This window comes from Streptomyces sp. NPDC051104 (assembly GCF_040682835.1).
GTDB classification, from domain to species: Bacteria; Actinomycetota; Actinomycetes; order Streptomycetales; family Streptomycetaceae; genus Streptomyces; species Streptomyces cynarae.
This window is the reverse complement of record NZ_JBFBBS010000013.1, coordinates 106,016-119,948: the sequence shown is the minus strand read 5'-3', so window position 1 is coordinate 119,948 and position 13,933 is coordinate 106,016. Positions and strand designations below refer to the sequence as shown.

The 13,933-nt window shown below is 69.3% G+C and carries 15 protein-coding genes and 1 tRNA gene; 6 read left to right on the top strand and 10 right to left on the bottom strand.

What is annotated here, in order from left to right; all coding sequences use genetic code 11:
- The first annotated feature begins 109 nt into the window (after nt 1-109).
- Nucleotides 110-1,087 (top strand): ArsA-related P-loop ATPase, encoded by a 978-nt coding sequence (locus tag AB0N14_RS20370; RefSeq protein WP_366027080.1) that lies wholly within the window; start codon nt 110-112, stop codon nt 1,085-1,087.
- Nucleotides 1,084-2,550: an ArsA family ATPase gene (locus AB0N14_RS20365; protein ID WP_366027079.1), complete on the top strand. Its 1,467-nt coding sequence runs from the start codon at nt 1,084-1,086 to the stop codon at nt 2,548-2,550. Before AB0N14_RS20370 ends, AB0N14_RS20365 begins: the two co-directional genes overlap by 4 nt.
- 362 nt (nt 2,551-2,912) lie before the next feature.
- Here the strand turns inward: AB0N14_RS20365 and wblA are convergent, their stop codons facing one another.
- A complete protein-coding gene (wblA, locus tag AB0N14_RS20360; RefSeq protein ID WP_366027078.1) occupies nt 2,913-3,251 on the bottom strand; it encodes a transcriptional regulator WblA in 339 nt (112 codons plus the stop codon).
- Between the two features lie 408 nt (nt 3,252-3,659).
- Here wblA and AB0N14_RS20355 point away from each other — a divergent pair, with 408 nt between their 5' ends.
- Nucleotides 3,660-5,939 (top strand): transglycosylase domain-containing protein, encoded by a 2,280-nt coding sequence (locus AB0N14_RS20355; protein WP_366027077.1) that lies wholly within the window; start codon nt 3,660-3,662, stop codon nt 5,937-5,939.
- Nucleotides 5,940-6,015: 76 nt separating this feature from the next.
- Here the strand turns inward: AB0N14_RS20355 and AB0N14_RS20350 are convergent, their stop codons facing one another.
- Nucleotides 6,016-6,483, bottom strand: a complete 468-nt coding sequence (locus AB0N14_RS20350; protein WP_103837934.1) for a GatB/YqeY domain-containing protein — start codon at nt 6,481-6,483, stop codon at nt 6,016-6,018.
- A 155-nt stretch (nt 6,484-6,638) separates the two neighbouring features.
- Between AB0N14_RS20350 and AB0N14_RS20345 the strand changes: the two genes are divergently transcribed.
- From AB0N14_RS20345 to AB0N14_RS20335, 3 genes are all read left to right on the top strand, one after another.
- Nucleotides 6,639-7,580 (top strand): metallophosphoesterase, encoded by a 942-nt coding sequence (locus tag AB0N14_RS20345; RefSeq protein WP_366027076.1) that lies wholly within the window; start codon nt 6,639-6,641, stop codon nt 7,578-7,580.
- A gap of 67 nt (nt 7,581-7,647) precedes the next feature.
- Nucleotides 7,648-8,424, top strand: a complete 777-nt coding sequence (locus tag AB0N14_RS20340) for a Pr6Pr family membrane protein (protein WP_366027075.1) — start codon at nt 7,648-7,650, stop codon at nt 8,422-8,424.
- A 32-nt stretch (nt 8,425-8,456) separates the two neighbouring features.
- Nucleotides 8,457-8,530: transfer RNA gene (locus AB0N14_RS20335), tRNA-Pro, on the top strand.
- An 83-nt stretch (nt 8,531-8,613) separates the two neighbouring features.
- Here AB0N14_RS20335 and AB0N14_RS20330 read toward each other — a convergent pair.
- The 8 genes from AB0N14_RS20330 to AB0N14_RS20295 all read right to left on the bottom strand — a co-directional run bounded on the left by AB0N14_RS20330 (nt 8,614) and on the right by AB0N14_RS20295 (nt 13,836).
- Complete coding sequence (locus AB0N14_RS20330; protein WP_366027074.1) at nt 8,614-9,816, bottom strand: site-specific integrase; 1,203 nt, start codon at nt 9,814-9,816, stop codon at nt 8,614-8,616.
- A 73-nt stretch (nt 9,817-9,889) separates the two neighbouring features.
- The gene (locus tag AB0N14_RS20325; protein ID WP_366027073.1) at nt 9,890-10,099 is read right to left on the bottom strand and encodes a helix-turn-helix domain-containing protein; all 210 of its coding nucleotides are present in this window, start codon (nt 10,097-10,099) and stop codon (nt 9,890-9,892) included.
- Between the two features lie 226 nt (nt 10,100-10,325).
- Nucleotides 10,326-11,492 (bottom strand): DUF3631 domain-containing protein, encoded by a 1,167-nt coding sequence (locus AB0N14_RS20320; protein ID WP_366027072.1) that lies wholly within the window; start codon nt 11,490-11,492, stop codon nt 10,326-10,328.
- Nucleotides 11,489-11,845 carry a hypothetical protein gene (locus AB0N14_RS20315; protein WP_366027071.1) on the bottom strand — a complete coding sequence of 119 codons (357 nt, stop codon included), beginning with the start codon at nt 11,843-11,845 and terminating at the stop codon, nt 11,489-11,491. The genes AB0N14_RS20320 and AB0N14_RS20315 overlap by 4 nt, the downstream gene beginning before the upstream one ends.
- Nucleotides 11,842-12,732, bottom strand: a complete 891-nt coding sequence (locus tag AB0N14_RS20310) for a bifunctional DNA primase/polymerase (protein ID WP_366027070.1) — start codon at nt 12,730-12,732, stop codon at nt 11,842-11,844. The genes AB0N14_RS20315 and AB0N14_RS20310 overlap by 4 nt, the downstream gene beginning before the upstream one ends.
- A gap of 160 nt (nt 12,733-12,892) precedes the next feature.
- The gene (locus tag AB0N14_RS20305) at nt 12,893-13,357 is read right to left on the bottom strand and encodes a hypothetical protein (RefSeq protein ID WP_366027069.1); all 465 of its coding nucleotides are present in this window, start codon (nt 13,355-13,357) and stop codon (nt 12,893-12,895) included.
- A 15-nt stretch (nt 13,358-13,372) separates the two neighbouring features.
- The gene (locus AB0N14_RS20300) at nt 13,373-13,564 is read right to left on the bottom strand and encodes a hypothetical protein (protein ID WP_366027068.1); all 192 of its coding nucleotides are present in this window, start codon (nt 13,562-13,564) and stop codon (nt 13,373-13,375) included.
- 14 nt (nt 13,565-13,578) lie between these two features.
- Nucleotides 13,579-13,836 carry a hypothetical protein gene (locus AB0N14_RS20295; protein ID WP_366027067.1) on the bottom strand — a complete coding sequence of 86 codons (258 nt, stop codon included), beginning with the start codon at nt 13,834-13,836 and terminating at the stop codon, nt 13,579-13,581.
- Nucleotides 13,837-13,933: the final 97 nt, after the last annotated feature.

The following is a 13,933-nucleotide window of genomic DNA, read 5'->3' as shown; positions in this document are numbered from 1 at the left end:
CGCGGGCGCGGCCGGGACGGCGCGGGCGACCGGGTGGGAGGCCGACCGCGACCACGGTTGTCCGCAGCCTCCCGCGTAGCCCGCGCGCGAACTGGTTAGGCTCGAGGACGTGAGCAGGCTCCAGGTCGTCAGCGGTAAGGGCGGGACCGGAAAGACCACGGTCGCCGCGGCACTCGCGCTCGCCCTCGCGACCGAGGGCAAACGCGCCCTTCTGGTCGAGGTCGAGGGCAGACAGGGCATCGCACAACTCTTCGAGACGGAGGCGCTTCCGTACGAGGAGCGGAAGATCGCGGTCGCCCCGGGCGGCGGCGAGGTGTACGCGCTCGCCATCGATCCCGAGCTGGCCCTTCTGGACTACCTCCAGATGTTCTACAAACTGGGTGGCGCGGGACGGGCCCTGAAGAAGCTCGGCGCCATCGACTTCGCCACCACCATCGCGCCCGGCCTCAGGGACGTGCTCCTGACCGGCAAGGCGTGCGAGGCCGTCCGCAGGAAGGACAGGAGCGGCCGGTTCGCGTACGACTACGTGGTGATGGACGCACCTCCCACCGGCCGCATCACCCGCTTCCTGAACGTGAACGACGAGGTGGCCGGCCTCGCCAAGATCGGCCCGATACACAACCAGGCCCAGGCCGTGATGCGGGTGCTGAAGTCCCCCGAGACGGCTGTGCACCTGGTGGCGCTCCTGGAGGAGATGCCCGTCCAGGAGACCGCCGACGGGATCGCCGAACTGCGCGCGGCGAAGCTCCCGGTGGGCCGGATCATCGTGAACATGGTGCGGCCCACGGTCCTGGACCAGACGGACCTCGACCTCGCGCACGCGGCGCCGCGGACGGCCATCGCCCAGTCCCTCTCGGGCGCCGGGCTCGGCGGCGCGCGGCGCGGCGGACTCGCGGAGCGGCTGGTGGAGCCGCTGCTGAAGCAGGCCGACGAGTACGCGGAGCGGTTCGGCCTGGAGCGCGAGCAGCGTGCCGTCCTCACGCGACTGGGCCTGCCCCTGCACGAACTGCCGCTGCTCGCCGAGGGAATGGACCTGGCGGGCCTGTACGAACTGGCCACGGAACTGCGTCAGCAAGGGATCTCATGAGCTCGGACCCGGCCCCCACGCACGACGACCAGGCCCCCACACAGGCCGACACGGCATCCACGCACGACAACACTCACGACGACACGGCCCACCGGCACGCCGAGGCGGCCGATCCGGCCCACGATGCGCCGTACGCCCACGACACGCGCTCCACGCGCGCGTTGAACCCGGTGCCCGTCCTGGAGATCGACCCGCTCCTCGACGATCCGCAGACCCGCATCGTCGTGTGCTGCGGCTCCGGCGGCGTCGGCAAGACGACCACGGCGGCGGCCCTCGGCCTGCGCGCCGCCGAGCGCGGCCGCAAGGTGGTGGTGCTCACCATCGACCCGGCCCGCCGGCTCGCCCAGTCGATGGGCATCGACGCGCTCGACAACACCCCGCGGCGGGTGAAGGGCATCGACGACACCGCGGGCGGCGAACTGCACGCCATGATGCTCGACATGAAGCGCACCTTCGACGAGATCGTCGAGGCGCACGCGGACCCCGAGCGGGCGTCCGCCATCCTGGGCAACCCCTTCTACCAGTCGCTCTCGGCGGGCTTCGCGGGCACGCAGGAGTACATGGCGATGGAGAAGCTGGGGCAGCTGCGGGCGCGGGACGAGTGGGACCTCATCGTCGTCGACACACCGCCCTCGCGCTCGGCGCTGGACTTCCTGGACGCCCCCAAGAGGCTCGGGTCCTTCCTGGACGGCAGGCTGATCCGGGTGCTGATGGCCCCGGCGAAGATGGGCGGACGCGCGGGGATGAAGTTCCTGAACGTCGGCATGTCGATGATGACGGGCGCCCTGGGGAAGCTGCTCGGCGGTCAGCTCCTGAAGGACGTCCAGACGTTCGTGGCCGCCATGGACACCATGTTCGGCGGGTTCCGCACGCGCGCGGACGCCACCTACAAGCTGCTGCAGGCGCCCGGTACGGCGTTCCTGGTGGTGGCGGCCCCGGAGCGGGACGCGCTGCGGGAGGCCGCGTACTTCGTGGAGCGCCTGGCCGCCGAGGACATGCCGCTGGCCGGCCTGGTGCTCAACAGGGTCCACGGCAGCGACGCCGCCCAGTTGTCGGCCGAGCGGGCGCTCGCCGCCGCGGAAAATCTTGACGAGTCCCGCATTGTGGATCAGCGGGGCGGGAAAGCTGGACTTCGTAACGCTCCCGACACGTACGGCAGTTCAGAATCCACCTCATCCGGAGCATCTGGCCCCGGCGCGGACTCCCCCACCGCCACGGACCAGGACCGGAGCGTCGAGCACCTCACCGTGGGTCTGTTGCGACTGCATGCCGAGCGTATGCAACTGCTCTCCCGCGAACAGCGCACGCGTGACCGTTTCACCGCGCTCCACCCTGAGGTGGCCGTGGCGGAAGTGGCCGCACTGCCCGGCGACGTCCACGACCTCGCGGGACTACGGGACATCGGTGACCGCCTCGCGGCCAACCAGCCCGATCGACCCGAGGAGCGCGAGGCATACGCCTGAAACGCAGCCGCCGGGACGCAGCCGAGACCGGTATACGCCCGCCGGACACCCGGGGCGCTGGCGCTCGGAGGACCGAGGCAGGCATACGGCCGTGCGCGAGCCCCAGGGCGCGGCAGCCAGCCTCGCAGGGCCCGGCAGGCAGGGCTGCTGATGCCTGCGCGCCGCCCGTGGCACAGACGCGCGGCCCCGCAGGCCATGACACACCCGCCCCTGGCGACACCGTCCTTGAAGAGGGCCCTCGAAGAGGCCCGTTGAAGGACACCTGCGAAGAGACCCAGGTCGGAGTGGAAGGCACGCCGAGGGGACCATGAGGCGTTCGTCGCCCGCCGACGGCGGGCGCCCGCCTCGGACGGTGGCCGCCCTCAGCTCACCGCCGCGTAGTTCTCGTACGTCTCTTCCTCACCGAGGGGCAGCAGGCCCACCCCGCGCTCGTACTCCGTACGCGCGGTCTCAAGCAGGCGACGCCAGGAGGTGACGGTCGGCCGCCTGCGCAGCAGTGCGCGGCGCTCCCGCTCCGTCATGCCACCCCACACGCCGAACTCGACGCGGTTGTCCAGCGCATCCGCCAGGCATTCCGTGCGTACCGGACATCCGGTGCACACCGCCTTGGCCCTGTTCTGCGCTGCTCCCTGAACGAACAGTTCATCCGGATCGGTAGTGCGGCAGGCCGCCTGCGCACTCCAGTCGGTTACCCAGCCCATACCGGCGCCGTCCTCTCCCGAATCGAGGCTCCCCCACGGCGGCAGCGGCATATTCACCGCCGCCAGTTGAGGACGTTACGGAAGGAGGGGACAGCGCAACACCCCCTTCGGGCCCAATCTTGAATGGTCCGAACGGACTATGGGTAAACGGCAGATCACCCGTGGGAGTGAGCTGGTGACAAACGTGACTTTCCGGACCGACCAGGGCAGTTCAGTGACGTCACAACGGACACCTGGTGACACACAAGGCGAATCCGGGCACGCATCTGCCAAAAAGTTCGAGGAACGCCGGAACGATTCGGGGTCGCCGGACGTACTTGATACGTGGCCCTACTGCTGTGACAGTTGGGAGCAGCTTAGGCCAAGGCCTATACGCGTGTCCGGCGAATGAGAACGTAGGCTGCCCTCATGCCAAAAAAGCGCTCGGGCGGGGGGCAGTCCCCCGTGCAGCAGGCTGCCAAGTTCCTCGGAGTGAGTGTGCTCGCGGGGGCTGTGATGGCCGGCATCGCGCTGCCCGCCGCGGGTGCGCTCGGACTTGTGGCCAAGGGGTCGGTCCAGGGATTCGACGACATCCCGGCCAATCTGAAGAGCCCCCAGCTCAGCCAGCGCACCACCATCCTGGACAGCCAGGGCGGCCAGATCGCCACGGTCTACTCGCGCGACCGCACGGTGGTGGACCTCAAGGACGTCTCGCCGTACGTGCAGAAGGCGATCGTCGCCATCGAGGACTCGCGGTTCTACCAGCACGGCGCGATCGACCTGAAGGGCGTCCTGCGCGCGCTGAACAAGAACGCGCAGAGCGGCGGAGTGGCCCAGGGCGCCTCCACGCTCACCCAGCAGCTGGTGAAGAACTACTTCATCGAGGAGGCCGGCGACGACCCGACCAAGGTCGCCCAGGCCACCCAGCAGACCCTCGGCCGCAAGATCCGCGAGCTCAAGTACGCGATCCAGATCGAGGAGAAGCTCGGCAAGAAGAAGATCCTCGAGAACTACCTGAACATCACGTTCTTCGGCCAGCAGGCCTACGGCGTCGAGGCCGCCTCCGAGCGCTACTTCTCCAAGCACGCCAAGGACCTGAACCTCCAGGAGTCCGCGCTCCTCGCGGGCCTCGTCCAGTCGCCGACGCGCTACGACCCCGTGAACGACGCGGCGGAGGCCAAGCAGCGGCGCAACGTGGTGTTGCAGCGCATGGCCGACCTGCACGACATCTCGCAGGCGGACGCCGACAAGGCCAAGGCGACGGGCCTCGGCCTGCACGTGAGCCAGCCGAAGAACGGCTGCATCACGGCCGTCAAGGGCGCGGGCTTCTTCTGCGACTACGTCCGCGAGGCGTTCCTGAACGACCCGATCTTCGGCAAGACCCAGGCGGAGCGGGCGAGGATCTGGAACCAGGGCGGACTGACGATCCGCACCACGCTCGACCCGCAAGCGCAGGACTCGGTGCAGAAGTCCATCAAGGACCACGTCAACAAGAGCGACGAGGTGGCCACGGCCGCGACCATCGTCGAGCCGGGCACCGGCAAGATCCTCGCGATGGGCCAGTCGCGTCCGTACGGCTTCGGCAAGGACGAAACGCAGATCAACCTGTCCGTGGACAAGGACATGGGCGGCGGCGCCGGCTACCAGGGTGGTTCGACCTTCAAGCCGATCGTGGCCGCGGCCGCCATCGAGGGCGGCAAGCCGGCGACCCAGGAGTACCCGTCGCCGTACGAGATGGAGTACCCGAGCCCGGTCGCCGCCTGTGACGGCAAGCAGTGGCAGAACACGGACGGCACCAAGCTCACCAACGAGAACGAGACGGAGCACGGCCCGTACCGCATGAAGGAGGCGACCGCCAAGTCGGTCAACACCTACTACGTGCAGCTGATCAGCGACATCGGTATCTGCCCGGTCATAGACACGGCCAAGAAGATGGGCTTCCACCGCGCTGACGGCGCGCCCATCGCCCAGGCCCCGTCGATCGCGCTCGGCACCCAGGAGGTGTCGCCGCTCACCATGGCGAGCGCGTACGCGACCTTCGCCGACCGCGGTACGTACTGCACGCCGGTCGCGATCGAGTCGATCACGCAGACCGTCGGCAACGAGAAGAAGTCCCTGCCGGTCCCGAAGTCGACGTGCTCGCGTGCGATGTCGGAGACCACCGCGGACACGGTCAACACGCTCCTGAAGGGCGTCGTCGAGGACGGTACCGGTACGGAGGCCGGACTCGGCAGCCGTCCCAGCGCCGGCAAGACCGGTACGACGGACTTCCGGTACGCCGCCTGGTTCGTCGGCTACACGCCGAACATGGCGGGCGCGGTCTGGGTCGGCGACCCGGCGCACAAGCGGCAGATGACCCACATCACCATCGGCGGCGTCAGCTATGACAAGGTCTTCGGTGGCCAGGTCCCGGGCCCGATCTGGCGCGACATGATGACGGGCGCGCTGGCGGGCAAGCCGGCCCCGGACTTCAACCTCGTCGACATCCCGGACGACCACGGTGGCGACAAGGGCAACGGCAACGGCAACGGCAACGGCGGGCAGACGATCGGCGGGCTGATCGGCGGCCTGCCCACCGGGGGCACGACCAACACCGGCGGAACCACGGGCGGGCAGGTCCCTTCGCCCACCTTCTCCTTTCCCGACGGCTTCTTCCAGGGCAACGGGAACGGCGGCAACGGGAACGGCACCGGTGGGCGAAGGGGGTAGCCCGTCATGACAGCGGGGGCGCCTCTCGGTGAGGGGCGCCCCCGTCGACGTATGTGCCCGCGAGCAGGCGGCCGGATCAGCCGCTCGCGAGAAGCTGCTTGACCACGGCGGCGACGCGGCCGCCCTCCGCCTGGCCGGCCACCTTCGGGTTCACGATCTTCATGACCTGCCCCATGGCGCGCGGGCCCTCGGCGCCCGCCGCCTTCGCCTCCTCCACGGCCTGCGCGACGATCTGCCGCAGCTCGTCGTCGGACAGCTGCTTGGGCAGGTACGCGGCGAGCACCTCGCCCTCCGCCTTCTCCCGCTCGGCCTGTTCGGCGCGACCGCCCTGAGCGAACGCGTCGGCGGCCTCCCGCCGCTTCTTCGCCTCACGGGTGATCACCTTGGTGACCTCCTCGTCGGAGAGCTCGCGCTTCTCCTTGCCCGCGACCTCCTCCTTGGTGATCGCGGCGAGCGTCAGCCGGAGCGTCGAGGAGCGGAGCTCATCGCGCTCCTTGATCGCGGCGTTGAGGTCTTCCTGCAGCTTCGACTTGAGCGTGGTCATGCCTCTGATTGTCGCAGGTGCGGTGGGGCGGCTGCCCGTACATTTCCGCGGCGCGGTGGGCGACCGGGACCGTCGGTGCCGATCACAGGCGTCGCCGGGTCGGGGTCGTCCACAGGTGAACGCGGGGCGGCAGCCGGTTCTGACACCATGGTCGTATGCGCGCACGATACGGAGTACCCCTGGGAATCACGGCGGTCACCGCCGCCGGACTGCTGTATTCGGCCGGTTTCGAAGCCCGTTCCTTCCGGCTGCGCCGGGTGACGGTCCCGGTGCTGCCCCCGGGGGCGCATCCGCTGCGCGTCCTGCAGGTCTCCGACATCCACATGGTGAGCGGGCAGCGCAAGAAGCAGCGCTGGCTGCGCTCACTGGCGGGCCTGCGCCCCGACTTCGTGATCAACACCGGGGACAACCTCTCCGACACCGAGGGTGTGCCGGAGGTGCTGGACGCACTGGGCCCGCTGATGGAGTTCCCGGGGGCGTACGTCTTCGGTTCGAACGACTACTACGGCCCCAGGCTCCGCAACCCGGCCCGCTACCTGGTGGAGAAGGTGAGGGGTCACCACGGTCTGAACGGCAACCCGCCGGTGGTCGGCGCCATCCACAACCCCTGGGAGGAGCTGCGCGACAGCTTCGACGCGGCGGGCTGGCTGAACCTGACGAACACCCGGGGCACCCTGAAGATCGAGGGGCTGGAGATCGAGCTGACGGGCCTGGACGACCCGCACATCAAGCGCGACCGGTACGCGCGCGTGGCGGGCGGCCCGTCCTCCTCGGCCGACTTCTCGATGGGCGTGGTCCACGCGCCGTATCTGCGCAGCCTGGACGCGTTCACGGCGGACGGCTATCCGCTGATCCTGGCCGGCCACACCCACGGCGGCCAGCTGTGCGTCCCCTTCTACGGCGCCCTGGTCACCAACTGCGACCTGGACGCGGACCGGGTGAAGGGCCTGTCACGGCACACGGCGGAGGGCCGGACGTCGTACCTGCACGTGTCGGCGGGCTGCGGTACGAACCGCTACACGCCGGTACGGTTCGCCTGCCCGCCGGAGGCGACGCTGCTGACGCTGGTGGAGAGGGAGGCATCGCCCGAGGCGTAACCCCAGCCATACCCCGCCCGGAGCATCCCGTATCGCCCCTTCTGCCCCACCCGCTTAGCGTGAGGGCATGATCGCGCCGATACCCAAGGAGATCCCGGACCTCCCCCCGGTGCCGGGCAAGCCGACGCTGGCACCGTCCATCGTCCCCGCCGCGGCCGTGGTCGCCCCCGTACGCCGCCCCATAGCGGCCCGCTACCGTCTGCTGGTGTCGCTGACGGCCGCGGCAGCGGTGGCCATGGACGTGGCCCTCGGCAGCCCCGCCCGGGTCCTGAGCTACTTCACCATCCAGGCCAATGTGCTGCTGGCCCTGACCTTCGCCCTGTCGGCCTGGCGGGCCCGAACGGCCCGCTACCCGCTGCCGGCGCTGATCACCGGCGGCACGCTGTTCTACGCGCTGATCGCGAGCCTGGTCTACCACGTGCTCCTGGTGAACGAGCCGGGCCCCTTCTCGATGACGGACAGGCCCACGATCTGGTCCGCACTCGCCAACCAGGTGCTGCACACGGTCACCCCGATCGCGGCCCTTCTGGACTGGCTGCTCCTGACCCGCCCGGCTCCCCTGGGCCTGCAGCACGCCACGCGCTGGCTCCTCTACCCACTGGCGTACCTGATCTTCACCCTGGCCCGCGGCGCACTGCTCCCACCCACCGCGGATGCGCGCTACCTGTACCCGTTCCTGGACGTCGCCCACCTCGGCTACAGGAGCACCCTCGCCAACGCACTCCTGCTCGGCCTGGCCTTCTTCGGCCTGGCCCTCCTCCTGATCCTCGCCGACCGCGTCCGCCCGGACCCGACGCGCCGCCGCCGGAAAACCGGATTTCGTCTCCGGCCACCAGTGGGCTAAAGTAAACGTCGTCGCCGCGAGAGCAGCGACACCGGGGTGTAGCGCAGCTTGGCAGCGCGCTTCGTTCGGGACGAAGAGGTCGTGGGTTCAAATCCCGCCACCCCGACGCTGGTCAGAGGGCCAATCGCATGATCGCGATTGGCCCTCTGTCGTGCTCGGGGGGCCAAACGGGGGGCCAAACGAATTTGATCAGGCCACCGCGTCGCCCTCTTCCTCGGCCTCCGTGTCCTCCACCCCCTGATCTTCGGCAAAGATGTCGTCCATCGCTTCGGCACCCTGCGTGATCACGGGCCGGAGCTGCTTGCGGTAGACCGCCTCTGTGGTCGCCTGACTGCTGTGACCGACCAAGAGCGCGATCCGCTCCAGGGGGATGCCGTGATCCGAGAGCAGGGACACGAAGCTGTGCCGGAGCTCCCGCGGCGTCCACTCAGGCTTCAGTCCGGCCTTCTTCACGATGGCCTTGAAGTCTCGCCGGACGTTGGCCGCGTCAAGCGGCTCGCCGCTCCGAGTCGTGAAGACACGGCCGGTCGGGCTCCACTCCATTCCTCTCGATGCCCGTTCCTGCTTCTGCCATCGCATGTGCTCTTCGAGGACGTCGACCACCTGCTTCGGCAGAGCGATGGTCCGGCGGCTCTTTCTGGTCTTGGTCTCACCGTGCTTGCGCACTGAACGCCACACCGCGACGTGAGGCGGAATGCCGTCCGTCGTCTCCAGGAAGACGTGATCCCAGGTGAGCGGCCGTGCCTCTTCCGTACGCACACCGCTGAGGAGCGAGAGCACGAGGTAGGCGTACAGCCGTGACGGACGCGCGGCGGTGAGCACGGCTTTCGCCTGCTCCAGGTTCAGTGCCTTGCTCGGTCGGCCGGGGCGCCCCTCCGGTGCGGTGACGAGTAGGGCGACGTTCCGCGCGGCCTTGTCCCTGCGCTGAGCGTGCGCGATGGAGCGGCGGAGAATGGCGAGCAGGTCACGCAGGCTTCGCGTCGCGAGAAATTCGGCCCTGCCGTCCAACCAGTCGTCTACGTCGTCCGCGCTGAGTTCCTTCAACTTGGCCTTGCCGATGAACGGGATCAGGTGCTTGTTCGCCATCGAGCGGTTCTTGCCGATGGTGCCCTTCTCGTCGCGCCCCTTCAGCCCGCGCTCCAACCAGTCGTTCACCGCGTCGGCCACGGTGTAGTTGGCCGGCGCCTTGACGCCGGTTTGCATCTCCTTCTTCAGATCCCGGATTTTCTGGCGGACTTCGGTCTTCGTCTTGCCGTACACCTTCGGCCGACGGCGCTTGCCGTTCGGGGCGTAGCCCAGGGAGACGGCTCCCACGTAGCTCTTCTTGGCGGGGTCCCAATAGATGGTGTCCGCACCGTGGCCAGCCCGGGTGCTCTTCGGGGTCTCGCTCATCTTCTGTTGTGCCTCCATAGGACAGGGCCGCGCCCTGAAGGGCGCGGCCCTGTGGAACTGGGGTGATGGGAGTTCAGGCGGTGGCTTCTGCCTCGCGCTTGAGGAGTTCGACGTACTGAGCGATGTACTCCGGCGGCACGAGTCGACGACGGCCGATGCGGACGGTCTGAAGTCGTCCGAGGCGTATCTCCTCGTAGACCATCGAGCGTCCGATCCTGAGAGCCTTGGCCGCCTCTTCGGGGCGGTAGAGGAGCTGTTCGGCAGGTTCAGCAGCGGTGGCCATGCGGCGGTGCCTCCTCGGCAGGGTTCCGGGGGCGATGGCCCCCTTCCTGTCAGGTCCGCTACCTCCGCTACCTCCGCTACCGCCCTGGTCAGGGGCAGGATCGAGGTAGCGGATTGGCGTGCGGGTAGCGGACGGAGCCGCTACCCGCCCCGGGATCGTGGCCGCGGGGCGGGTAGCGGATGGGGTGGCGTGGTAGCGGATGCGGAAGCGCCATCCGCTACCGGTTTTAGGGCTCTGACCTGCCCGGTAGCGGAGGTAGCGGAAGTAGCGCACTTTCCGCCGGGGGCGGGCAATACCGCTGCCACGCGTCGTGAAGATCCGCCGCGTAGTAGCCCTTCATTACGCTGCCGCCCGCCTTGATGTTGCGGGCCGCGATCGGGGTGTTGTCCGCGGTCATGTACTCCCGCAGCATCCGCGACAGCCCGCGCGCATCGAGCGGCTTGCCACTCATGTCCGCCCACGGCGCCTCTTCGAGGCTGTGAAGCCTGTCGAGGATGGCGACGGTGGGCAAGCGGTCGATGCCGTTGAACACGTAGTCGCGCAGGTCCGTGAGAAGACGGATGCCGATGCTGCCCTTATCGCTGGTCTTTGCCGCGTTGACCAACTCGATGCAGGCAGCGCGGGCCCGCTCCGGCCACGCGCCGCCCGCAGCGTCGGCCACGGCGAGCAGGGGCTCCCACACGTCCGCGGGCCGGTCGCTGATGCCCTCCGGGAGCTCCGGGAACACCCCGTCGACCAGGTGGCGGACTGACTGCGCCCATGTGGCGAGCCGGTCGCGCAGCGCGTGCCCCTCCTTCTCGTGGATGCGCTGACGGAACGGCTCCACACGCTCGTTCGGCGCGCGGCGGCGCATGCGGACGATGACCGAGCGGGTCAGGATCGTGTCCGGCAGCGAGCCGAGACCGGCTACCGCAACCCCGCAGAACGACGGGAACTCCTGTACCTGCTGATTGGAGCCGTCACCCACGCAGCGCCACATAACGCCGGAGCGGCGGTGGCCTGCGTTCAGGAAGCCGCGGAGCTGTTCGTTCTCTCCGGCCTTGGGGCCGAAGACGGTATCGATCTCATCGAACAGGATCGTGGGCCGTCCCTCCATCCCGGACACCGCACGGAAGAGCGCGGAGGCGGAGGCGTTGACCGCGACCATCGGTTGCGGCACGAGGGTTTCCACGATCTCCAGCGCGCGGGACTTGCCCGAACCCGGCTCCGGCGACAGGAACGCGAGCCGCGGTGTGGAGTCGAAGCAGTCGAGCAGGTGCGCGTGCGCGTCCCACAGCGTTACGGCGACGTACGCGGCATCGAGCGGGAAGATGTTGAAGCGTCGGTGGAAGGCTTCCACCTCATCGAGCAGTACGGAGCCGTCCATGGCGGATGCCGGCGGATTGGTGCTCATGCCGCCTGCCTCCCTTCCTGGTTGGTGCGGAGCGGGCATGCGTCGCGGTGGGCGGTGTGGTCTTCGATCAGGTCAAGCACCTTCGTGTGGCCGACGGCGCTGCGGTCCCTGCCGCACAGGCACTTCGAGGTGGCCGTGGGTATGGCGCCGCGCGGTGCGGAGATGTGCAGCCACGCGACCGGATACCGTGCGCCTTCCTGGCGCGGGTCAGGGCGAAGAGCAGAAGGGACGCCCTTGCGGGCGGCGCCTTTCGGCTCGCCTACGGCCGAACCGGGCGCGGCTTGTGCGGCGGCGTGCGGACCGGTCGAGGTGACGGGGAGGCTCTTCAGGGAGGGGCGGGGAGGGGTGCTCATGCCGCCCTCCGCTGACCGTTGCGGGCAATCGACCAGTTCAGACCGCTGCGAATGGTCGCCTCACACGACCGCGGCGACAGACCGGCCTGCTCCCCCGCCCACTGAAGAGCCTCCTCAACCTGCTCCCTGGGGAGGTCGCCCCACGCGATGAACCGCCCCAGGGCTCGCGCCGCCCGAAGCAAGGTGGCGTTGCGCTCGCCCTCCGGAGCCTGCCGCACGGACGCGGTTTCCGAGTTCAGGCCTGCTGCGGCGTAGCGGGACGCTCGAACTGCCGAGGGTGCAGCCATCAGTGCCCGCGAAGCCTGGCGGGCCGTCAGGCGGGCGCACAGCCAATCCGGCAGTGGCGCGGGGGGCACGTCGTTGACGACCGCGTAGGCACCGGTGGGCGTGAGGCTGCCGGGCGCGACGACGTAACCGCCCCACGCACGGGTGTCGATGCGCTTGCCGAGCCGTCCGGCCGTGTTGCCGAGCCGCACGCCGGGCGGGGCGGTGAAGTACAGGTGGACCCCGCCGCTCGCAGTCCGCACCGTGCGAGTGGTGGGGACGGCCTGTCCGGCGCGCTCGCAGAGCGCCGTGAAGGTCGTCACGCCGTTAGGCGTGTCCGTGCTGCTCTTCCGCTTGGGCATGTCGAGATCGACGACGACCAGCCCGGACGGGCCGGTCGCAATGCCGACGTTGAACGGCAGGTCGCCCCACGCGCGGCGGATGCGGTCCGGGTCGATGGTGGCGCGCTCTTCCCACTTGCGGTGACCGCCCGCGCAGTCCCCGATACCGGGGCAGACGTCCTCACCATGCAGGGCCGGACGCTTGTCGCCAGGGCGAAGCGGGAGGACGGCCCATCCCCGCTCCGCGGCGTCCAGCGCGGCGTACAGGAGGTGACGGTTCATGCCGTCACCCCTGGCACGCTCGATGGGGTGGCGTGGGCCGGACGGCCCTCGCCGAATGACGCTCGTTGGGTCATGCTGGATGTCTCCTGCTCTCTTGGAGGGACTGGAGAACCGGGGCGGGCGCAGGCTTGTGGTGAGACGGCGCCCGCCTCGGGCGTAGCTAGCTGTGGAAGTGGTTGCGCTTGAAGACGGCCTTGCGGATGTTGACCGTGGTCCCGCTGCGGTGGCCGCTCGCGCTGAGTACCTGCACAGCGACCCACCCGCCGAAGATGACGGCGGCGAGGGTAATGAGCTGAGTGATGAGCGCGGTCAGCGCGGTGATGAACGCGGTGAGCAGGAACAGTCCGCCACAGACGGCACCGAACCCGATGCCCCCGAGGGCGATGTTCACCGCCGCGCGCGAGACGGGCGGCTTGGTCGTGACGGGTTCGGGCTTGGCGGGTTCGAGGGTGTAGCCGGTGACGATGCGTCCGTCCGGCAGGACGATGCTCGTCACCGCCGGAATCGTGCCCGGCTGCGCCGGTACGACCGGCGCCGACGGCACCGGGGCGAGGAGAGTAGGCCGGTGGACTTCCACGGTCGCCTCACGACGGCCGGGGCCAAGGGGGTTGGCGGACTCGTTCATGGCTGCGGTCTCCTGTCAGCCGAGGTTGCTGAGGGCGTCGGCGCCCGCCTGTACGAGGTTGTGGATGGGCTCGTACGCGCCGGTCCCGGCGGCGAAGAACCCGAAGAGGAACAGGACGATGGCCGAGCCGCCTCCGGCGGACTTCGTCTTGACGGCGAGCGCAGACGCGGCGCCGAACAGCAGTACGGCGGAGAGGTTGAGGATCATCGGGAGCCTTCCGGTCAGGGGGTGTCGGTGCCGGCGCGGTAGATGCGGGCCCAGCGGTTATAGAGCCAGCGGCCGATGCGTATGCGCTTGCCGGTGGCCTTGCAGCGGCGGCAGTCCTTGCCGCGCTTCATGCGGCCCTTGCGGTCCGTCTTCATGGCGAAGCCCCAGCCGTTGCACTTGCGGCAGTTGCCGAACGGCGAGGCAGCGCAGACAGCGGCGTAACACAGGGTTACGCCGAGAATCAGGGTGATAGCGAGCAGGACAGGGGTCATGACGGGCCCTTCCAGGCGGGTTACAGGGGTTTCCGCAGGTGGGCCGCTATCCGCTAGCGGCCTGATCAGAGCGGGTGTGGGGCGCTAGCGGGGCCGC